The following is a 22,149-nucleotide window of genomic DNA, read 5'->3' on the forward strand; positions in this document are numbered from 1 at the left end:
CAATGAAAATAATTTCGATCGATCAATCAGTAAAAATCCACACAAGTTGTTCTTCATAATCTCTTAATGATCTTCTCGATGATTCGTCACCATCAAGCTAGGTCGGCTATGTTACTCTCTTCTAAGAAGAAGTCAACAGGTTTTGTTAATTATTTTTCAAACTCATTCAAGACTTCCAGATTCTACCGCTTGGGCTAAATCCTTGTTTCTCAACAAGTTTTAATCAACATCACCGCCGATGGATGTGCATTCTACAGTATTCCCAACTCGTTGCAATACCCTTTTTTAAATTATTTCAAAAATAGCGCTTGTACGGTTAATTAATAATCTATTACACGGTTTTATTACATATTTTGATCAAATTTGTTTTAATACTCTTAAGAAAACAACTGTTACAATACGCTCATACTCTTTATTTTTGACTTCTTAAGTTGCTTATAACATTAAGAACCGTCTTGGATCTATTATGCAACATACTCACTATTATTTATGTGCGACACTTTTAGCTGTTAGTTTTGCTTCTACTGTTCAAGCAAATGATGATCTATCTGCTACAGCTTCAAGCGAAACTCCTGTAAATGAAGTTGCGCCCGATGCTTCATCTACTACTCAGGTTTCTAGACTTGAGTCATTAAAAGAACTCAAAAATGTAAAAGCCAATGATTTAAAAGTGAATGCTAATGCTGCACAGCCTGATAGCATCAAAGACCCTTTAGAAGCACTGAACCGTGAAACCTTTGCATTCAATGATTTCTTAGACCGAAATTTTGCTCGACCTGTAGCAGTACAATATAAAACCAAAGTTCCTGACAGTGTCCGCGGTGCCTATCGTTCATTTCGTAAAAACTTAAATGAACCTTGGAATGTTGTAAATCAATTGGTGCAAGGTCGTCCATCACGTGCGGCCAAGTCTCTAGGTCGTTTTACCATTAATACCGTGACAACTTTAGGTTTTGCTGATCCAGCGCGACGTTTAGGTTTAGAAATGGAAGAAGAAGGTTTGGGCACGACACTGGGTTATTACGGTGTTCCGTCTGGTCCTTATCTAGTTTTACCAATTATAGGTCCAAGTACTTTCCGGGATGGATTTGGTTTTGCTGTTGATGGTCAAGCACGCCCACAAAAATACATCTTTGCAGATAACGATGGCTTATATTGGTCAGATCAATTGCTACGTGGTATTGATGCACGCGCCCAAATTCTTGATGTAGAAGATGTATTACAAGGTGACCGCTACGCAGCGATTCGTGATATCTATTTACAACGTAAGAATTTTGAAATTGCACAAAAGCAAGGGCTTGATGCTGATAATATTTCCTTTGTGGATGAAGAATCGGATGATGGTATTGATGACACTCCAAATGAAGATACCTCAAAGCCTTCTGAATAATTTGTAAAACTTATTTGCACTGAAAAGCATTATTTTTTCTAGCTATTACTTGATTGATATAGTACATCTAACGAGTAAATCTAAAGGATCATACAATATATATATGTATTTCATTCAACCAACTCGCAATATTCCTTATTTAGATCAGGTGCTTAATACACTTCCAAGTGTGCAGATGATTCAAATTAATGATATTGACTTGTATGATCCTACTATTATCGCAATTGCTGATGTACAAGATTACCTAATCCATCAGTGGAATTTACCCACCATTGTAATGGCTTTTGAAAATGAAGGGACTGCTTTGGCCCAAGCCTGGGAGCTCGGAGCACTTGCAGGTTGGATCTGGAATCGTTTGCCAGCCAACCCTGAACATTCATTATTGAAAATTGATGCTCAATATAAACGTAATCAGGACAGTCGTGATTTACCGTCTGCTGCCGAACTTCAGAAAAGATTACTCCCTAATCCAATTGAACTGACCAATTATCGTGTAGAAACACTGTTTCAACCTTCAGCCTATCTTTCTGGCGATTGGTACGACTATTGGAAGCTCAGTGATAAAGAAATCATTTTCTATTTGGCTGATGTATCTGGTCATGGTGTCACCAGCAGTTTACTCACCTCTTGGATGGCTGCCTTTCATGGTCGCTCAAAAACACCAAGAGAATTGATTAAAAAACTGAATGGGATGTTGGTACAAGAAAATATTGAAAAGCACATCACCATGATTGCTGGCACATTAAATTTAGAGACTCATGTCTTAAAATGGTCCAGCGCTGGACACTATCCCCCCGCAATTATGTTGGAACCAAATCATCCACCTAAAATTTTGAATACCAGCAGTTTTCCACTCGGTTTAACTGAAGATTTAGAAGTAGAAGAATTCGAATGTACATTAAACAAGCACTCACGTTTCATTATTTGCTCGGATGGTGCCCTCGAACCTTTTGATGGTGGATTGAACGAACAATTCGAACAATTGGTCTTCCATTTGCAAAATCAATCATTTCAAGCCCCTGAACATGTAGCAGATGATATTGCCATCTTAAGTTTATGCAGAATGAATTAAATTATTTTTCAATGACTTAAATAATTTAGTAGGTATCTACGACTCAAGAATACTTGAGTCTACAGTTGCCCTATGTGATAATTTTAAAATCCTTCTCTGCAAATGGCATTTATATGTCAACAGGTCATGTTGAATATGCAAGTTTGGACGGAACGCATATTTTTAAGCTTATTGGCGAAGTGCGAGCCCAATCTTGTATCAGTCTAGACAAACTTTTAAACCGTATTGAACAACAGTCAAATGTCGTTGGGGCAATCGTAGATTTAACCCAAACTACATTTATCGATAGCACAGTGTTAGGCATTTTAGCGAAACTTGGTTTGAAGCTAAAACAAGCGCATAACATTCAGGCTGTCATGTTATCAACCAATCCAGATATTACGACTTTAGCCAATAGCATGGGCTTAGGTCAGGTTTTTGTCATCTTGAATTACTGCGGTGATCCTAGTGTATGCACACGTGAGTTAATGGAAGAACACGTGACCAACTCAAATATGCTGACAACCGTACTTGATGCACATAAAACCTTGATGAAATTGAACGAAAATAATCAAAATATGTTTGAGCCATTAGTCAAACAACTCCAAAAAGAACAAGATAATTTGGAACAAGCGTCTCATCAACAAAACGCTTAATGTACTTGATACAAGGATAAACTGATGTCTTTACTTTCTGTTGCTCAAATGAATTCTCAAAATGACATTGAAGATAACTTCAATGTCATCGAATCATTGATTCAACAGAGTAAAGCACAGGGTTCTTCCTTGATCGTGTTTCCAGAAAATTTCGTATGTTTTGCTGCTGGCAAGCAACGTGAAACAGCAGCGCAATTTGAAAGCATTCAAAAACGACTCGAAGCTTTAGCTCACCAGTATCAAATGTGGATTATTGCAGGGACTTTACCTTGCCCGTTTCGCCCAGATGGTTCTGTAATTGCAGATGGTCGTGTGCGCACAGTCAGTTTGTGTATTAGCCCTGAACGTACCGAAGCGCGTTACGACAAAATTCATTTGTTTGATGTGCAAGTGGGTGATGCTGTAGGTGGCTACCAAGAATCCAAGTTTTTTGAACCTGGTACCGACATTGTGGTTGCACAAACCCCTTTTGGCAACATTGGGATGATGGTCTGCTATGACCTCCGTTTCCCAGAACTGGCTTTACATTTACGTGCGCGTGGTACCAATATTTTAACGGCTCCTGCCGCCTTTACTTACACTACAGGTCAAATGCATTGGCAATTACTTTTACAAGCACGTGCCATGGACAGTCAATGCCAAGTGCTAGGGGCTGCTCAACAAGGCTGGCATGGTGAAAAACGTCAGACTTGGGGACATACTGCTGCCACCAATAGTCGTGGGCAATTGCTCGATCTGATTACAACTGAAGGAACACAACTCATTACCGTTCCTTTTGACTTACAAGAACAGCAACAAATTCGTGAGTCGATGCCTTTAATGCAACATCGCCGATTAGTTCAGTTTGGTTAAAAGCCTTACTCACCTGATTTCTTTTTGAATAAAACCACTATTTATCAATAATGAAGTTAAATATTTAGCTTGGCGCATTTTCAACTAAAAATGAGTTCTTGGCTTGAGCTTAAAGATGTTTGCCAAATTTGTATGCCAAGCTTGTGGTAAACAGATCTTCACAAAACTCAATTGATCTAAAAAATAGACTGTGTCTATATATCAATTTGATTGTTTAATACTTGCACTGCAAATTAAATCGTGTACGATATATTTGCATTCGACATAAATATAGGTGAATACAATGTCTCTAGAACAAGTAGTTTATACCGCACATGCAAAAGCCACAGGTGGTCGTGATGGTCGCGCAGTCTCTTCAGATGGAATTTTAGATGTAAAACTGACTGTCCCTAAAGAAATGGGCGGTATGGGTGGTGGAACAAACCCTGAACAATTATTCGCTGCGGGCTATTCGGCGTGTTTTCTAGGTGCCATGAAATTCGTTGCCAACCGCGATCATCTCAAAATTACCCCTGATGTGTATATCGAAGGTGAGGTTGGAATTGGCCCAATTCCAACAGGCTTTAGTATTCAAGTGACCTTGAACATTCACTTAGAAGGTTTAGAGCAAACTGAAGCACAAAAATTGGTAGATGCGGCACATATTGTTTGCCCTTACTCAAATGCAACACGTGGCAATATTGATGTGACATTAAATGTGATTGTTTAAGTCACATTTTCTATCCCGAAGTCATCACTTCGGGATAGAAACTTCATAACCTACAAGGGTTCGGAAATATCTTTTTAAACTGCACCTTTTCACCATTATCCCCATCATAATTAGCAATCAACACGAGATTTCCTAGTTGATCAAAATAAGAAGAACCCTGAAACACGGTATATTGAGCGATATCAAAAATAGGAACATTTTCAAAACTATGGTGCTGTGTACTAATCAAAGTATGTCTTTGTTTCGAATTTAATTGGCGTGCAGTAATTTTATTCTGTTCAGAATCTGTTTCGATTAGGCAATTACGCTGAGCATCAATCGTGATGAATTCTTGAGTCGCATCATCCGCCTGTTTATTTTTCGCTAGAAAACGATGGATTTGGCATGGGCTACCACATGACATTTGAACATGGTAATAATTTTGATTTAGACGCTCAACCTGTGGTGATTTCACACCACCATAAACTTTTTCTTTCTTGCTATTAATGTTTCTAATGACATCACAAGACCACTCCATCTCATCATGACATTGCTTATACACCTTAAACAATTCAGTATCAGCAAAACTTTACTGGGCAATAAATGCCCCACTTATTAAAAAAAAGGAAATTAAAAGTTTATTCATTATTAAAATCTATTTGTTCTTACGTTAAGTTGCATAGCGACTTACATCATTTTTTAGCAACACAAAAACCATTACGATCAATTCCTCAAAGCTAATATTTCAACTAGACCAATCAGACCTTAAGCAATGCTTTTTAAAATATTTTTAAAATTAGTTAATTTCTCTTTCACCATCCTTTTTCTAAAATGAAAGAGAAAATTAACGAAATAACCCATCACTTTCAGTTATTCAGCAGCTTCATTGGTCACACGCAGCACTTCTTCCAAAGTCGTTTTACCTGCCAAAACTTTTCTCAAACCATCCTCTCGAATAGAGCCTGAATTCTGCCGCGCATAAGTTTCTAATTCAAATTCAGCAGCATTGCCATGTATTAAACGGCGCATAGACTCATCTACAGATACAATTTCATAAATGGCGGTTCGCCCACTAAAACCCACATGTGAACATTGTTCACACCCCTGTGGCTCTGGCAATTTTAAGCCTTCTACCGAAGAAACAATCGGCTTAAAAATCTGTTGTTCAAATGGGTCTGCCTCATGCCATGTGGTGCAATGTGGGCAAAGCGTACGAACCAAACGTTGTGCAATCACCCCAATGAGGGAACTTGAAAGTAAGAAAGGTTCAATGCCCATATCTTTTAATCGAGTCACCGCACCAATTGCGGTATTGGTATGCAAAGTCGATAAGACTAAATGCCCCGTTAAGGAGGCTTGCACTGCAATTTCGGCCGTTTCTAAATCACGAATTTCCCCCACCATCACCACATCAGGATCTTGACGCAACATGGCTTTTAATGCCCGTGCAAAGGTCATATCCACCTTGGTATTGACTTGTGTCTGACCAATCCCTTCCAACTGATACTCAATTGGATCTTCAGCAGTTAAAATATTGCGGGTATTGTCATTGAGGTCTGATAAGGCTGCGTATAACGTGGTGGTCTTACCCGAACCTGTCGGTCCAGTTACCAAAATAATGCCGTGTGGACGATGCACCAATTGAGTTAAACGCTCGTAGTCAGGTTTCAACAAGCCCAAATGGGTCATATTCAAACGACCTGCTTGTTTATCTAACAAACGCATTACCACACGTTCACCATGGGATGATGGCAAAGTCGAGACACGCACATCGACTTCACGCCCTGCAAGGCGCAATGAAATACGGCCATCCTGAGGAATCCGCTTTTCAGCAATATCCAATTTTGCCATGACTTTAATCCGCGACACCAAGAGCGGTGCCAATTCACGGCGAGGTTGCACAATTTCGCGTAACTGACCATCCACTCGCAAGCGTACCGAGAGTTTTTTTTCGAAGGCTTCAATATGAATATCCGAAGCACCAACGCGAATTGCTTCTGAAAGCAAGGCGTTAATTAAACGTACAATCGGAGCATCATCTTCTTGATCCATGAGATCTTCAGCTTCTGGCACTTGATCTGCCAAACTGAGTAAATCTGGATGATCTTCCAGCCCCGCAGCTACTTGCTGTGACTCGCCTGTGTCCCCAGCATAACTAGAACTAAGTAAGGCATTAAAACGTTGATCATCTAATATTTCATAGTGTGCAGGCACATTGAGTAACCGGCGTGCTTCTTGTAATGCAATCCATGCAGTATTTTCACGGCGTACAATAAAAACCTGTTCCCCATCATATCGAAGTAAAACGCCATGTCGTTTGGCAAAGCTATAAGGAATTTGTATTTGTTTAAGTATTTGCATCACAAAATTATAATGATGAAAAAGAGGCTTTTGAGTGTACTCTAAGCGTATGACAGCGTGAAGTCTGTTTTTAACTAAACTGACTAGAGGATTTTTTTATTTTGGCATCATCTGATTTCGAGCATCATCAAGCTGAACGCCCCTCACTCAAATGGTGGGGTGAGCAAAAATTCGAATTAAATCAAGCTAGAACATGGCAGTTCGGCTCTTTATTGTTTCGTCTCGCACGAAGTATCAATGAATGGCGACTTGAATATCATCGCCCACAATATCAAAAAGATTCTGAGCGCCAATGGAATATCATTAAAGATCCTGAATTTGCTTTTCCACACCCTATCAAAATTGAGCGTTACATGTTTCGTCAAACGCATGAAACATTTCATTTGATGCCACGTTTGGCCGACCGATCTGTCGTGATCAAACCTGTCGACCCCATTTATATTCCTGCGGGGCAACGCGGAACCCTCTACATTAGTACGCCGCTCTGGATTGCTGGTTTTGTTGAAAGTCAGCGTGAACCATTATTTGACCTTCCAATGATGCAACCTAAAGATACATGGTTTGGTCCCGACCGCCGCACAGGTGAGGTCTGCTATGCAACCTCAGTAGATGGACGTACGGAGTTAAATTTACTTAAACCCAGTCCATTTCGAGCGGTCACACCGATTGAGTTCCACAATACCAGTGGTCAACAACTCCGTTTTGATCGGATGAATATCCCTGTTTCAGCACTACCACTTTTTTACAGTGAAAGTACCGACCGTCTATGGACGTCACAAATTAAAGTCATTCACGAAGATTTAACTCGACCACCACGCATTAAAATTGAAAACCGCACTCCACCTTTGGCGGGTGAAGTCACTTATGTACATGCACCTCGCTCACCGGGTGGTGCCTTGTTCAATATGTTTGACTCATTTTTTTAGGATACTGATATGCCAGAGACCAATATTCCTAAAGATGTTGCAGTCAGCTTGAAGGAAATTTTTACCAATATCAACTTCGAAAGAATCAGTGAGATCTTGGTCGCACTGGTCCTGTGTCTGATTGGTTTTATCTTTGCGCGCCTGATTTCCAATACCTTTATACGAACGGTTGGGCAAAACTTTAATGCCCACCAAAGCATGGTTTGGCGTCGCGGGATTTTTTACTTTATTTTCGTGCTGTTTCTAATGGCAAGCCTCAAAGAAGCGGGCTTTAAACTCAGTGTGTTTATTGGTGCCGCGGGTATTTTCACCGTCGCACTTGGTTTCGCCTCACAAACTTCTGCCAGTAACTTAATTAGTGGTCTATTCCTGATTGGTGAAGGCTCCTTTGAGGTTGGAGATACCATTCAAATTACCCTCATTCGTGGTCAGACCATTGAGGGAGAAGTTATTTCTATTGATCTGCTCTCGGTAAAGCTACTGACTTTAGATAATATTTATGTACGTTTACCAAACGAACAGTTGATTCGTACTCCCGTACTGAACTTATCCAAATTCCCCATTCGGCGAATTCCAATTACCCTAGCAATTAACTTTCAGGAAGACATCATTAAAGTTCGTGAAGTGCTGTTAGATGTTGCTGCTCAATATCCCTTGGCCTTGGATGATCCTAAACCCGAGGTCACCGTAACGGCCTTTCGTGAATCGACCATCGAAATTCTGTTTGCCGTGTGGTGTCGACAAGAAATATTCTTAAAAGCACGCGATGAACTGCAAGAACGTATACGTAATGGTTTCTTAAAAAATCATATTGAGATTCCAGTCCCTAAAATGGGGATTATTGACCGCCCTCGTCCCAAAGCGCGTGATGAGATTGATCAATATGCCCATGAGAAAGAACTCAAAAGAGAGCCCAAAGAGCGATAAAATTATCGCTCTTTTTTTTGCTCATTCAGGCTTGGAGGTAATGGTGCAATATACGCGATCAGCAACATGACCGCGCCAGAAGCAATAAAAGAAATGACCCGTGTGAGAGTACCGCTTTGCGATAGATCCAATAACAATAATTTAAGTACCACAATCGCGAGCAACGCTGCGCCAACAAACCAAATTTGACGGATATGACGTTGGCTTGAAAAAGTCATTAATACAAAAGCTAAAACCACCCACAACAAAGTCAAACTGAGTTGTACCGAACCATCATGCCAAATTGCACTCCCCCATAACGGCGTTGCCAGATAATGATGCATGGCTCGAACCACGATACTACTGAACACCAAAAGTCCCATCAGAATCGTGCTAATTTTAACGCCCCATTCTAGGGAAGACTGCTTCTCAAAATCATGTCGATAGATGATCCATAACAAGCCTGTAAACATGAGCAAAGACAGTAAGTCGGTAAGGTTCAACAACGGGGCTACATAATAATGAACAGCCGAATATGAGTCTAAATTGAAGACCAGCAACCACAATAGCCCAAGTCCCCATACAAATGTCTGATCAATAAAGTCACGCTTCGCTGTGAAAAATCCATAGAACGCATAGAACAGAGGCAGAACACCTAAAGCTGCAATTGGCATTTGTGGGAAAATGGCAAGCCCCATACCAGCAAGTGCAAGACATAACATTGTGGCCCACAGCTGATTTGCCATTCGTGCCCATGAACGCTGCATGAATATCAACATCAGATTTAACAATAATGCACTGATTGCAAAACTGAACTGTACGGTTTGACCAGTCCATCGCTGCGTTGTAAACACTTGTTCAAGTACACTCAAACCATAAAGTAGCAGCAATAAACCACCCAGCAACGTGAGTTGCACACCTTGCCATTCCAATTTGGATTTAAACTGTACAACTACGCTAAAACAAGCCAGCAAAACCGTCGCGATGGCTATTAAGCAGCTGAATGCCCATGGCTGCCAGTGCATCAGCTCAACACCTGCAATAGCGCCTGCATACATGCCTGAAACAAGAAAAATACCCCCCAAGATACGAGCGCTGAAATATTTTTCTACGTCCTGATAATGCAATAAATAAAATGCCGAAATAAATTGTGCGATCGCATAAATGCAGGTCGTTAAAATAGGAAAATCATTATTCGACCAGATTTGGTACATCAGGGCGATAGTACTAAGTAATACCAAGGCTACACCGACATAACGACTAAGACGATAGCGTTCGGTAATGCCCCAAACAATTAACGCTGTGCCTTGAATCACCCAACCTGTAGATGTCCAATGTGCTCCTTTTGCCAACGGAAAGATCAAAGCGGTAAACACGACCGCCAGAATAAAGAAGCTTTTGGCTAAGATAGACAATTGCGGATGTTGACGCTTAATCCAAACATTCAATAGCCCATACGTTACTGCCAATGCTGCTGCTCCCCATGTCAGCGCGACAGTAGAATCATGCATTAAAAAAGCATGTAGAGAAAACCCCAGTACAGGGACACTAAAAATAAGTCCCACATCTAAAATCGGTTGAAGCTTTTTATTATTTGAGCGGGTTTCTGATTCTCGTTGTTGCTGTTGCTCTGCCACCATCAACTGGCTATATCGGATACTGAGCCAAATAAACAGTGCAATATGCAACCATAAAATGATATCAAGGGTATTCAGTTGCGAATTTTCCGCGTAAATCCCAATCACCGATCCACCAATAAACATCGTGGCAAAAAATGCGATCTGATGCAGTATTTTCCATGGCTGCAAATAATTGACCACGACCACAGCCAAATTAATCACAAAATAATATCCAAATAAGAACACCACATCAGGATGAGTATGTGGAATAAGCAAAGGGGCTAGATAGGCCATGCTCAAAGCAAGAATAGCCAGATACAGTGCTTGCTGCTTTAGACTCAGCACCACAGTAATTCCCAATAACATCACAAATAAAATGCTGGCCGTCATTAGACTTTGCAACACTTCAAAATGATGGGCAAAAATCAGCGTAAGAAAAATGACTGCCAACCCTAAGCCCTGAAGTGAAATGGCAAACAAAGTATTTTTACGTTGCAGCACATAACCCGCTAATGTGGTCACTCCACCTGCAAACGCAATAAAGCCCAGTTTCACCGCTAAACTTAATTGCCAATGTTCACTGGCAAAACGCAGCAACAACACAACCCCCACCATAAGCACAGCCACGGCCACTCTTAAAATTGGATTGCCATGCTGCATCCATTCCACAGCAGGTTGCCACCATGTGCGAGTCGATTCTGATGATGCTGTATTTGAGTCAACTGAGGTTTGTTGCGGCTGTTGAACAGTTGCATCCTGTTGTTGCGTCATGGTCAACTGTCCCGACATTGGCATTGCAGGAGGAAGCGGTTGCTCTGACATCACGAATGTGGAGGTTCTAGACATAACCGAAGATTGTTGCTGTGGTTGCTCTAACAGAGCCAATCGCCGCTGAAATGCACTGATCAATTGAATCAAACACAGCAGTAAAACCACCAATGCTCCTCCGACTACCCACATCCATGTATTGGCATAGGCCCACAACGCCACCAAAGCGGCTCCATAAATCAGAATCTTTTGTGTCCCGATTCCTGCGGTTTGAATCAATGACTGAGAAGTGAGTTGTTCTAATTGCACTAAACGCTGATGGATATTCGAAATTGACTGTACGATTACAACGGTTAGCCCAAGGGCAGCAGCGACTACCGTCGATTGCCATTGCATGACGATTGCAACGATTAACAATACCGTTAATGCAATCAAGAGCAGGACCATTCCCTGTTTGTCTTTTTTATACATGGGTTTATGCGTTACACAGCTTCAATCTGTTTATCTTACTTGATCACCCTTCATGCAAGCAGTTTCACATACAAAATACTGCAAATTTATACACTTGAAGCGAATTAGCAGAATGTTACTTCGCGCATAGTGACATTACACATAAGACAGCTTTGCCTTTTTCACGTAATATAAGCCCTAGTTCATAATCAGGATTTGCAGAATGTCACCATTTGTATTGGTCGATGGGTCATATTTTTTATTTCGCGCTTTCCATGCGGTCCCACCTTTGACAACTTCTACGGGGTTGCACACCAATGCTGTACGTGGCGCAATTTCTGCAATTCAGAAACTGATGCGTCGTACTCAACCGACGCATATGGCGGTCATTTTTGATACCCCAGAACCTACTTTCCGTCATGAGCTGTCACCGATTTATAAAGGTGATCGTCCAAGTATGCCAGAGGAATTGGCCCAACAAATTCCATATTTACATGCCCTCATTCGCGCCTTAGGTATTCCCGTGCATATGCTGCCAGGTGCAGAGGCGGACGATATTATCGGGACATTAGCAAAACGTGCCGAAGCCAAGGGTCAACAAGTCCTGATTTCGACGGGTGATAAGGACATGGCACAATTGGTCACCGAAAAAGTCACCCTCGAAGATAGCTTTAAAGAAAAGCCTATGGACATCAATGGCGTTTTTGAGAAGTTTGGGGTCTGGCCTAACCAAATAATCGATTATCTAACTTTAATGGGCGATGCATCTGACGGCATTATGGGCGTACCCGGTGTCGGTGCCAAAACCGCAGCTAAACTACTGACTGAATATGGCTCAATTGGCGGTATTTTAGAAAATGTCGACCAGATTAAGGGCAAAGTCGGTCAAAACATTAAAGATAATGTCGAAGGCATTGCAATTGACCACCAACTTGCCAGTATTGTCTGTGATTTGGAGATTGGCATTTGCTACGAAGATTTAGCCATCCAAGACCCGAATGTGAATGAATTACGTCGTCTCTATACAGAACTAGAATTCCGTAATCAATTACAATCCTTGGATCACCCCAATAATCCAAACCATAAAAACAACAAACAAAGTAATGCTAGCCTTCAACAGGCGCCTGCACCAACACCAATTGAAACTGAAGACCAAGCGACTTTAACCAGTGTCGATGATCAACTCGGTCAAGCCAACTACCATACGGTGTTATCCGCAGAGGTTTGGGCAAAACTATTAGAACGTATGCAGAATGCAGACAAGTTCGCAATTGATACGGAAACCACCAGCTTGGATTATCGAATTGCGGAAATGGTCGGCTTTTCGGTTGCCTTTGATGCACAAGATGCTTACTACATCCCGCTTGCGCATGATTATGAAGGTGCACCTGAACAATTAGAGCGTGAAAGCGTGCTTGCGCAAATTAAACCGATTCTAGAAAATCCCGAGATTAAAAAAATTGGGCATCACCTCAAATATGATGCACATATTTTTGCCAATCACGGCATTGAATTGCAAGGCTGGTATTTTGACACCATGCTGGCATCTTATGTACTCAATTCAGTAGCAACACGTCATGGGATGGATGATGTTGCACGTTTATATTTAAGCCACCTTACCACCACCTATGAAGAAGTAGCAGGTAAAGGCGCGAAACAAAAGACCTTCAATCAAATTGAGATTGAAACAGCGGCACATTATGCAGCCGAAGATGCCCATGTCACTTTCCGTCTCTATGAAGTGCTGGATAAAAAACTCAAAGTACATCCAGAACTGATCAATATTTTGCATAATATTGAAGTGCCTGTCGCACGCGTATTAACGTCTATGGAAGAAAATGGCATCCAACTCGATCTCCTGTTCTTGGATCAATTGGGTGAAGATTTTTCCAAAACCATGCAAGATTTGGAAAATCAGATTACCGAATTGGCAGGTCAGCCATTTAATGTCAGCTCTCCGAAACAAGTCGGTGAAATCCTGTTTGAAAAACTCGGCTTAAAAGGCGGCAAAAAAACTTCAACAGGACAATACAGCACCAGCGAAAGTATTTTAGAAAAATTAGATCATCCAATTAGCGCGCTGATTTTGGATTATCGCGGCTTATCTAAACTTAAAAGCACCTATACCGATGGCTTATTGAAACAAGCCAACAACAATACTCACCGCGTACATACCAGTTATCATCAAGCTTTGACTGCGACAGGACGTTTATCCTCGACCGATCCAAACCTACAGAATATTCCTGTCCGTGAAGAAATTGGGCGTCAAATCCGTAAAGCGTTTATTGCACCTGAAGGTCGTGTCTTGCTCGCAGCCGATTATTCACAAATTGAACTGCGTTTAATGGCACATTTCTCTCAAGATGATGCCCTGCTCGATGCCTTCCGTCATGGTCAAGACGTGCATCGCCGCACCGCTTCAGAAGTGTTAAATATTCCATTGGATCAGGTGACTCACGATCAGCGTCGCCAAGCTAAAGCCGTCAACTTTGGTCTGTTATATGGCATGTCGGAATTTGGTTTGATTCGTCAACTGGGCTTTACCCGTGAAGAATCACAGAACTATATCAAGCAATATTTCCACCGCTATCCTGGCATTTACGAGTATATGCAACGCACTCGCCAAGTTGCATTGGAACAAGGTTTTGTCGAAACCATTTTAGGTCGACGTTTATATACACCTGAAATTGATGCACGTAACATGATGATTCGTAAAGCGGCTGAACGTGCGGCAATTAATGCGCCATTGCAAGGCAGTGCTGCGGACATTATTAAAATCGCAATGATTGAAGTGGATAAAATGTTACCCAAAGATCAAGCCAAAATGCTATTACAAGTCCACGATGAATTGGTGTTTGAAGTCGATGCCGACATTGCAGATGAACTCGCACCGAAGCTGGCTGGAGTCATGCAATCCGTTCTGGAAATTTCAGTTCCGTTGCTGGTTGAAGTCGGTAAAGGCAACAACTGGGATGAAGCCCACTAAGGGACGCTTCTTAACATAATAAAAAAGGACTCAAATTTGAGTCCTTTTTTATTTATGCAATTAATTTTATAAGCCTGTCAACAATGCAATTGCAACTTCATTCATAATGATTTCGGCAATATACAAAGCCAAGAAAGCCACGATTGGAGATAAATCAATCATGCCCATATTCGGTAACAAGCGACGGAATGGTGCCAATAAAGGCTCAGCCAACTCTTGAATCACTTCAATATAAGGTGAACGCGACTGGGTAAACATCACTACCCAGCTCAGAATAATGGTTGCAAAAATCAAGTAACGACAGAAACGAATCAAGTCCTGAATCATGGTGACAAAGGTTAAAATCACCAAATGAATTGGACTGTTCGGCATGGCCCCCGATAAATACATGATGCCAAATATTTTGAGCAAATAAAGCACCACCACCAATGCCAAGGCTGCAGAGTTAACTCGCCCTTTACCCAATGTTGGGAAAATACGACTAAAAATATCCACAATCTTGGTGGCTTTAACAGTCGACAACACCACAGGATTGTACGGATTAACCGCAGCCAATTGCATTAAAAAGCGGAAGAATACGAGCAAAATCGCTACGTTAATAATAATGCCAAAAATTAGCGCAGAGTTTGCACCCATATTAAAATTTTCCTAATTAAAATCAATTATTTACTACTTTCACTTAATTCTTGAGCCAATTCTTGGCTACGTTTTTTTGCAGCAGCCAAAGCTGATTGAATATTTTGTGAAATTTGTGCACGATCAAAAACTTCTAAAGCAGCTTGAGTTGTACCATTTGGAGACGTGACATTTTTACGTAACTCTGCTGGTGAACTTGCACTGGTAATGGCCATTTGTGCCGCACCTAAAGCCGTTTGCAAAGTTAATGCTGTCGCTACTTTTTCATCTAATCCCATGTTTTTACCAGCACGAATCATACTTTCCATCATATAGAAAAAGTATGCAGGACCCGAACCTGAAACCGCAGTGACCGCATCAATTTGTGCTTCAGAATTGACCCAAATGGTTAATCCCGTTGCAGCCAAAACTTGACTGGCTAACTCACGGTCTTTGGCATCAACAACATCCGTCGCATATAAACCATGTGCCCCAGTTTGCACCAATGCAGGCGTATTCGGCATCACCCGAACAATACGATTGGTACCTGATAAAGTTGCCATTGTTTCAATTTCTGCGCCTGCAACAATTGAAATGACCAATTTACCCCCTAGCAAACCATGTAATTGCTTCAATACATTGGTAAGCACTTGAGGCTTGACTGCCAATACAACAATATCTGCATGCTGAATCGCAGCAATATTATCATCCGTCACATGTACATCTTTTTCTTGCAACAGCTGACGTATATTTTCAAAGGGATCAGCAACTGTAATACGAGTCGTGGGCATACCTCGCGCAATTAAGCCGCCAATAAGGGCTTGCGCCATATTGCCGCCACCGATAAAACTAATATTACAATTTAAAACTGCACTCATGATTTACGCTCGATATTGAGTATTCTATTGCCCTGAAATCAATTTTGGCTGCCATCCATCCACGACTAGATACTCAGACTGTGCCAACCAAAAACCTTTGGGTGTAAAAACCCCTAGCATAACATTATCTATGCTTAATATTTGAATTGTGTGACGCAACCACGGAAAAATTTGTGCTTGTTGCAGTGCCTTTTTCAGCGGCCAAGTACCTACACGTCCATGAAGATGAATCTTTTCACCGCCGACTCGTGGAGACAAAATCAGTTGTCTACCCAAGAGCGCTTTAGATAAGCCAAATGCTTGTGCTTGAATCAAATACCGCCCAGAAAGTACAGACACAGCCTGACCAAGCTCGAAAATTTGAGCTTGCTTTGGCAAAATAGAAGCTTGTTGTTCAGCCAAATACATGTCCGCAGTTAAGCGGAAAATTTGCTGCTGATAACGAACATAGTAATACCCCTGCCAATGTAATGCCGCTTGTGCATCCTGCTTGGCTTCAATCACTTCAGCGATTAAGCGTTGTACCATAGCAAAATTAGGGCGATAGATTGCTTCTCCTTGCATCCAATGCGAAAGGAGTTGGCGTTGTCTCGCTACTGATAAAGCCAATAAAGGCTCTAAATTCAGATAGTGTGAATGACCACATTTCTCCAGATCAGAAGCTAACACCTCCGCCAATATTTCATCTGCATCTTGCATGAGTACACTAGTACGGGTTAATGCTTGCTGCATTTTGGGGAAGCGTTGCTCTAAAACAGGCCATAAAATTTGACGACACCAAGCTCGATCATAATCTGGATCAGCATTGGTCGGATCTTCAATATTTTGCACATCCCACTGAGCTGCCCATTGGCAAATCTGCTCACGAGACAACTCTAGCATGGGGCGCCAAAGTGTCATTTGCACTCGTACATCGATCACAGACATGGCCGATAAACCTTGCACTCCAGCACCAGAAAGCAGTCGCAACATCAAAGTTTCAGCCTGATCTTGCTGATGATGGGCTAAAACCAGAACTTCATTGTCCTGTAAATGTTCTGCAAAGGCTTGATAGCGGGCATTTCGGGCTTGGTTTTCCAGATTGCCTTCAGCCACCCTGACAGGGACTATGCTACACGGCACCTGCAATTGCTGACAGGTGTTCAGCACAAATTCACCCCAATCAGAACTCATACGTTGAAGTTGATGATCGACATAAATTGCACGAACTTTTTGCGGGAATAAAAACGACATAAGATGCAGCAACAGCATGGAATCCACGCCACCACTACATCCTATGAGATAAGAACTTTGTTCAGTAAAGGTCTGTGCCTGTATTAAGACGTTAGACCTAAATTGTCGCTGCCAAACTTCATTAAACGTTGGTAACGTGCTTCGCATCGTTCTTGGGCATCCATTGGCTGTAACTCATCCAATGCTTGTTTGAGTACATCCTTTAAACTTTCCATCACTTGTTCAGGATTTAAATGCGCGCCTTGACCTTCATCAACCACGTATTCAACAATACCTATCTGTTTTAAACGGTCTGCTGTTAGCGCTAATGCTTCGCTAGCTTGTTCTGCTTTTTCAGCAGTTTTCCACAGAATAGATGCACAGCCTTCAGGTGAAATCACTGAATAAATACTGTGTGACAACATAATCACACGGTCAGCAACACCAATACCTAAAGCACCACCTGAACCCCCTTCACCCAACACAGTTGCAATAACAGGGACTTTCAAATTTGAAAGTTGTGCAAGGCTAGTCGCAATCGCTTCCGCTTGACCACGTTCTTCAGCACCTACACCTGGGTAAGCACCCATAGTATCAATAAAAGTAAATACAGGTAAATTAAAACGCTCTGCCATATCGAGCAAACGTTGTGCTTTACGATAACCTTCAGGATTACTCATCCCAAAGTTATGCTTTAATTTTTCGCGAGTGCTACGACCACGGTGTTGACCGACTACCATAACTGGTTTGCCATCAAAACGCGCTAAGCCACCGACCATCGCACCATCATCACCAAACAAACGATCTCCATGTAAAGCATCGAATTCAGTGAAGATTTCACCAACATAGTCCAAAAATTGCGGACGGTCTGGATGACGCGCAATTTGGACTGTTGTCCATGCTTTAGATTGAGCAGCTTTATTTTTCATAGGTCGACCATTATCCCTAAATTAACCAAAACAGTGTTAATCGATAAATTGTTCCGACTGAATATTCAATTCAATATCCCAATGCTTGAATTGCACTTGTTCATCATGCAAATCTGCAACAAGCAAAGGCCATTGTTTGGCATCACCAGAAACGCAGAGTTGCCATTGTTGCGCATTGCCAATGGTTAATTCAATGGCAGGAAGCATCGCATCGCTACGACTATGATTTAGTAAAACTGCTAATCGAAGCAATAGACATAGATGCACAAGTTTGCTACCACCAACCTTCATGACATCAATTTTTGCATCATTACGTAACTTGCGACGATGATGTGCGACCAAATGCGAAATCTGATTTTGATCAATCTGCGAGAAGCCTGCAATGTCCGAATGTTGTAATAAATAGGCCCCATGACGATGATAACCACCGTGACTAATCGCCAATCCAATTTCATGTAAATATGCTGCACGTCGCAGTAAGTCACTGTCATCACTGGTTAAATTCAGGGGTTTCGCAATCCCATCAAATAAATGCTGTACCGTTTTAACCACTCGCTCAGCTTGCTTTGGATCGGCACCATAACGCCCCATTAATGCTTGCACACTACGGTCACGAATATCCTCATGTTGGAAGCGACCAAGCAAGTCATACATAACGCCTTCGCGTAATGCACCATCCGAATAAACCAAAACTTCTATTTCTAATAATTCGAATACTGCACACAAAATTGCAATTCCAGCTGGCAAAACTGCTCGACGGTCTTCTTTGAGACCATCAAAATCCATTTCTGAAATATGTTTGTATTTAAGTAGTTTTTCTTTAAGTTTTTCTAGCCCTTCACGAGTCAGATTTTCTTGCTCATTACTCCAGCCCATATTAACCGCAATTTGGCGGCAAGCTTTAATGGTACCACTCGATCCAACAACAGTATCCCAACCTGCTTCTTTGTAGGTATTGGCTATTGCAGATAATTCTTTCCGCGCTGCAACCACAGCCTTATCAAAGCTTTTTTGATTAATTTCACCATCAGGAAAATATGACGTAGTGAACGCGACACATCCCATTTGTAAAGACTCGGTGTGGATTGGTTCAAATTCTTCACCAATAATCAGTTCGGTTGATCCCCCACCAATATCAATCACCAAACGACGACCACTGTTGGCCATGGTATGAGATACACCCAAATAAATTAGACGTGCTTCTTCACGCCCCGCAATAATTTCAATCGGTTTTGGTAATATTTCTGCGGCTTTCTGAATAAATTCATGTCCATTTTTGGCTTGACGTAAAGCATTGGTTGCCACAATTCTTAAACGATTGGGCTGCACTGAACTTAAACGCCCGACAAAACGTGCTAAACATGCTAAACCCCGTTGTTGCGCGGCTTCAGTTAAGTTTTTATTTTCATCAAGTCCAGCAGCTAACTGAACTTTTTCTGACATTGATGCAACTTTTTTGACTTCACCATGGTCTACACGCGCAATCGCAAGGTGAAAGCTGTTCGATCCCATATCGATGGCAGCAAGTAATTCTTCATCAATCAAAAAATCAGACATTCTTCAAATAAACCTGTACAGAATTGAGCCTAGAGTAATGCACATACATGCAATTTAAAAGCCATTTATGTCTTTTAAATACTGAGCTTTTTATTTTTAAGCATATATGACAATTGTGTTACACGATTAGCATCATCGTGAGCATCAATTAGACAAATCTGCTGTAAAGGTCGAAAATTTACATCTAACACTACATTGTTAAAGATGGCTATGTAATACTTAGAGCCATTAGCTATCTTTTAATAAAATTTTTGGAGCATATTCCATGTCAGGCAATATCATCAACACTACAGATGCAAACTTTGAAGCAGATGTTTTAAATTCAGATACTCCCGTTCTTGTTGATTTCTGGGCAGGTTGGTGTGCACCGTGTAAAGCGATTGCACCTGTATTGGAAGTTCTTGCTAACGAATACGAAGGCAAAGTAAAAATTGTAAAAGTTGACGTAACTTCTTGCGAAGCAACAGCGGTTAATTACAACATTCGTAACATTCCGGCATTATTAATGTTTAAAAATGGCGAAGTCGTTGCACAACAAGTTGGCGCAGCACCAAAATCTAAATTAACGGCCTTCATTGAAGACCACATCTAATTCAAACTTTGCAATTAGACCAAATGCGCTATGCTCAATAGCGCATTTTTTTCGTCTATAAATTGACAAAGTCAAGAATCTCTCTTATATTTCATGTTCAAGAAAGAAAGGATTTTTCAAGTCCATCTTTTTCTTACAAGACACAACACATAAGATCGCCGTTCGGCAACAGAATTTGTTTCACACATTTTCTCTTCGCAACAATTTATCAGACCACCGCGTTGTTATTGTATTAATACAATGCCGTCATTTTATTGCTGTATGCGACCGAATGTTGCTCCCTTTCCAACCTGTTTCTAGAATTTTTGATTCTATCTGACCACCTATGAATTTAACCGAACTCAAGAAAAAACCAATTGGCGAACTCATCAAAATTGCAGAGTTTATGGGCCTCGAAGGAATGGCACGTAACCGTAAGCAAGATATTATCTTTGCCATCTTAAAGCGTCATGCGATGAATGGCGAAGAGATCTTTGGTGATGGCGTTCTCGAAATTCTGTCAGATGGTTTTGGTTTCTTACGCTCTGCCGCAGGTTCTTATCTTGCCGGACCAGATGACATTTATGTTAGCCCTTCGCAAATTCGTCGTTTTAATTTGCGCACGGGTGACACCATCACGGGAACGATTCGCCCACCGAAAGAAGGTGAACGTTATTTTGCCCTGTTGAAAGTGAACCAAATTAACTACGACACCCCTGAAAACTCACGTAATAAAATTTTATTCGAAAACTTAACGCCATTATTCCCAACTGAACAATTGGTGATGGAGTTAGGTAACGGCACCACAGAAGATTTAACTGCTCGTGTGGTGGATTTGGTTGCGCCAATTGGTAAAGGTCAACGTTCAATTATTGTTGCCCCACCCAAAGCGGGTAAAACCATGTTGTTACAAAATATCGCGCAATCGATTGTACGTAACAACCCTGAATGCTTCCTGATCGTTCTTCTGATTGATGAACGTCCTGAGGAAGTGACTGAAATGGAGCGCACAGTACGTGGTGAAGTAATTGCCTCTACGTTTGATGAATCTCCTGCGCGCCACGTACAAGTTGCTGAAATGGTGATTGAAAAAGCAAAACGTTTGGTTGAACACAAAAAAGATGTTGTGATTCTACTGGACTCAATTACCCGTTTGGCTCGTGCTTACAATACCGTTGTACCTTCATCTGGCAAGGTGTTAACAGGCGGTGTGGATGCGCATGCACTTGAACGTCCGAAGCGTTTCTTTGGTGCTGCACGTAATATTGAAGAAGGTGGCTCACTAACCATTATCTCAACTGCCCTGATTGAAACTGGCAGTAAGATGGATGAAGTGATCTATGAAGAATTCAAAGGTACAGGTAACCAAGAAATCACACTAGATCGCCGTATTGCTGAGAAGCGCGTATTCCCTGCAATGAACATCAAAAAATCAGGCACACGTCGTGAAGAGCGCTTAATGTCTGAAGATAATCTACGTAAAGTATGGATTCTACGCAAGTTACTTCACACTCAAGATGAATTGGCCGCAATGGAATTCTTATTAGATCGTATGAAAGAAACCAAAACCAATGATGATTTCTTTGATCAAATGAAGCGTAAAGCAACCAATTAATTTGATTCATGAAACATAAAAAGGTCACTTTTATCAGTGGCCTTTTTATTTGGTTGACTTTATTAACATAAATACACAATTCACCTTAAGCTATGTAACAACAATTGCAAATATTTGAT

The 22,149-nt window shown here is 41.3% G+C and carries 18 protein-coding genes; 10 read left to right on the plus strand and 8 right to left on the minus strand.

Annotation, left to right across the window (positions count from 1 at the left end):
* The first annotated feature begins 466 nt into the window (after nucleotides 1-466).
* The 5 genes from E0H87_RS04380 to E0H87_RS04400 all read left to right on the plus strand — a co-directional run bounded on the left by E0H87_RS04380 (nucleotide 467) and on the right by E0H87_RS04400 (nucleotide 4,658).
* On the plus strand, nucleotides 467-1,390 hold the full coding sequence (locus E0H87_RS04380) for a VacJ family lipoprotein (RefSeq protein ID WP_131322507.1): 924 nt from the start codon (nucleotides 467-469) through the stop codon (nucleotides 1,388-1,390).
* Nucleotides 1,391-1,493: 103 nt separating this feature from the next.
* Nucleotides 1,494-2,462: an RsbU family protein phosphatase GigA gene (gene gigA, locus E0H87_RS04385; RefSeq protein ID WP_131322508.1), complete on the plus strand. Its 969-nt coding sequence runs from the start codon at nucleotides 1,494-1,496 to the stop codon at nucleotides 2,460-2,462.
* Between the two features lie 113 nt (nucleotides 2,463-2,575).
* The gene (gene gigB, locus E0H87_RS04390) at nucleotides 2,576-3,097 is read left to right on the plus strand and encodes an anti-anti-sigma factor GigB (RefSeq protein WP_131322509.1); all 522 of its coding nucleotides are present in this window, start codon (nucleotides 2,576-2,578) and stop codon (nucleotides 3,095-3,097) included.
* Nucleotides 3,098-3,121: 24 nt separating this feature from the next.
* Nucleotides 3,122-3,949, plus strand: a complete 828-nt coding sequence (locus E0H87_RS04395; RefSeq protein ID WP_131322510.1) for a carbon-nitrogen hydrolase family protein — start codon at nucleotides 3,122-3,124, stop codon at nucleotides 3,947-3,949.
* 283 nt (nucleotides 3,950-4,232) lie between these two features.
* Nucleotides 4,233-4,658, plus strand: coding sequence for an organic hydroperoxide resistance protein (locus E0H87_RS04400; RefSeq protein ID WP_131322511.1), 426 nt, complete (start codon nucleotides 4,233-4,235; stop codon nucleotides 4,656-4,658).
* Between the two features lie 43 nt (nucleotides 4,659-4,701).
* Here the strand turns inward: E0H87_RS04400 and E0H87_RS04405 are convergent, their stop codons facing one another.
* Together E0H87_RS04405 and gspE are read right to left on the minus strand one after the other, a co-directional pair.
* The gene (locus tag E0H87_RS04405) at nucleotides 4,702-5,199 is read right to left on the minus strand and encodes a hypothetical protein (RefSeq protein ID WP_227547309.1); all 498 of its coding nucleotides are present in this window, start codon (nucleotides 5,197-5,199) and stop codon (nucleotides 4,702-4,704) included.
* A gap of 308 nt (nucleotides 5,200-5,507) precedes the next feature.
* Nucleotides 5,508-6,998: a type II secretion system ATPase GspE gene (gene gspE / locus E0H87_RS04410; protein WP_131322512.1), complete on the minus strand. Its 1,491-nt coding sequence runs from the start codon at nucleotides 6,996-6,998 to the stop codon at nucleotides 5,508-5,510.
* 101 nt (nucleotides 6,999-7,099) lie between these two features.
* On the opposite strand from gspE, the gene E0H87_RS04415 reads away from it, so the two are divergent.
* Together E0H87_RS04415 and E0H87_RS04420 are read left to right on the plus strand one after the other, a co-directional pair.
* The gene (locus tag E0H87_RS04415; RefSeq protein WP_131322513.1) at nucleotides 7,100-7,924 is read left to right on the plus strand and encodes a hypothetical protein; all 825 of its coding nucleotides are present in this window, start codon (nucleotides 7,100-7,102) and stop codon (nucleotides 7,922-7,924) included.
* A gap of 9 nt (nucleotides 7,925-7,933) precedes the next feature.
* Entirely contained in the window at nucleotides 7,934-8,851 is a 918-nt protein-coding gene (locus E0H87_RS04420) for a mechanosensitive ion channel family protein (protein ID WP_131322514.1), read from the plus strand.
* A gap of 2 nt (nucleotides 8,852-8,853) precedes the next feature.
* Here E0H87_RS04420 and E0H87_RS04425 read toward each other — a convergent pair whose 3' ends face one another.
* Complete coding sequence (locus E0H87_RS04425) at nucleotides 8,854-11,688, minus strand: DUF2339 domain-containing protein (protein WP_131322515.1); 2,835 nt, start codon at nucleotides 11,686-11,688, stop codon at nucleotides 8,854-8,856.
* A gap of 202 nt (nucleotides 11,689-11,890) precedes the next feature.
* Here E0H87_RS04425 and polA point away from each other — a divergent pair, with 202 nt between their 5' ends.
* Entirely contained in the window at nucleotides 11,891-14,653 is a 2,763-nt protein-coding gene (polA, locus tag E0H87_RS04430) for a DNA polymerase I (RefSeq protein WP_131322516.1), read from the plus strand.
* Between the two features lie 66 nt (nucleotides 14,654-14,719).
* Here polA and E0H87_RS04435 read toward each other — a convergent pair whose 3' ends face one another.
* The 5 genes from E0H87_RS04435 to ppx are packed head-to-tail and all read right to left on the minus strand — an operon-like array spanning nucleotide 14,720 to nucleotide 19,844.
* Nucleotides 14,720-15,289 carry a YggT family protein gene (locus tag E0H87_RS04435; RefSeq protein WP_131322517.1) on the minus strand — a complete coding sequence of 190 codons (570 nt, stop codon included), beginning with the start codon at nucleotides 15,287-15,289 and terminating at the stop codon, nucleotides 14,720-14,722.
* Between the two features lie 26 nt (nucleotides 15,290-15,315).
* Entirely contained in the window at nucleotides 15,316-16,146 is an 831-nt protein-coding gene (gene proC, locus E0H87_RS04440; protein WP_131322518.1) for a pyrroline-5-carboxylate reductase, read from the minus strand.
* A gap of 24 nt (nucleotides 16,147-16,170) precedes the next feature.
* Nucleotides 16,171-17,526: a tRNA lysidine(34) synthetase TilS gene (gene tilS, locus E0H87_RS04445; protein ID WP_131322519.1), complete on the minus strand. Its 1,356-nt coding sequence runs from the start codon at nucleotides 17,524-17,526 to the stop codon at nucleotides 16,171-16,173.
* Nucleotides 17,463-18,287: an acetyl-CoA carboxylase carboxyltransferase subunit alpha gene (locus E0H87_RS04450; protein ID WP_131322520.1), complete on the minus strand. Its 825-nt coding sequence runs from the start codon at nucleotides 18,285-18,287 to the stop codon at nucleotides 17,463-17,465. The genes tilS and E0H87_RS04450 overlap by 64 nt, the downstream gene beginning before the upstream one ends.
* Nucleotides 18,288-18,323: 36 nt before the next feature.
* Nucleotides 18,324-19,844, minus strand: coding sequence for an exopolyphosphatase (gene ppx, locus E0H87_RS04455; protein WP_131322521.1), 1,521 nt, complete (start codon nucleotides 19,842-19,844; stop codon nucleotides 18,324-18,326).
* Between the two features lie 265 nt (nucleotides 19,845-20,109).
* Between ppx and trxA the strand changes: the two genes are divergently transcribed.
* Nucleotides 20,110-20,436: a thioredoxin gene (gene trxA, locus E0H87_RS04460; RefSeq protein ID WP_016166116.1), complete on the plus strand. Its 327-nt coding sequence runs from the start codon at nucleotides 20,110-20,112 to the stop codon at nucleotides 20,434-20,436.
* A 325-nt stretch (nucleotides 20,437-20,761) separates the two neighbouring features.
* Nucleotides 20,762-22,030, plus strand: coding sequence for a transcription termination factor Rho (gene rho, locus E0H87_RS04465; RefSeq protein ID WP_116761404.1), 1,269 nt, complete (start codon nucleotides 20,762-20,764; stop codon nucleotides 22,028-22,030).
* The last annotated feature ends 119 nt before the right edge of the window (nucleotides 22,031-22,149 follow it).

This window comes from Acinetobacter sp. ANC 4178 (assembly GCF_004331175.1).
In the GTDB taxonomy this organism is placed as follows: Bacteria; Pseudomonadota; Gammaproteobacteria; order Pseudomonadales; family Moraxellaceae; genus Acinetobacter.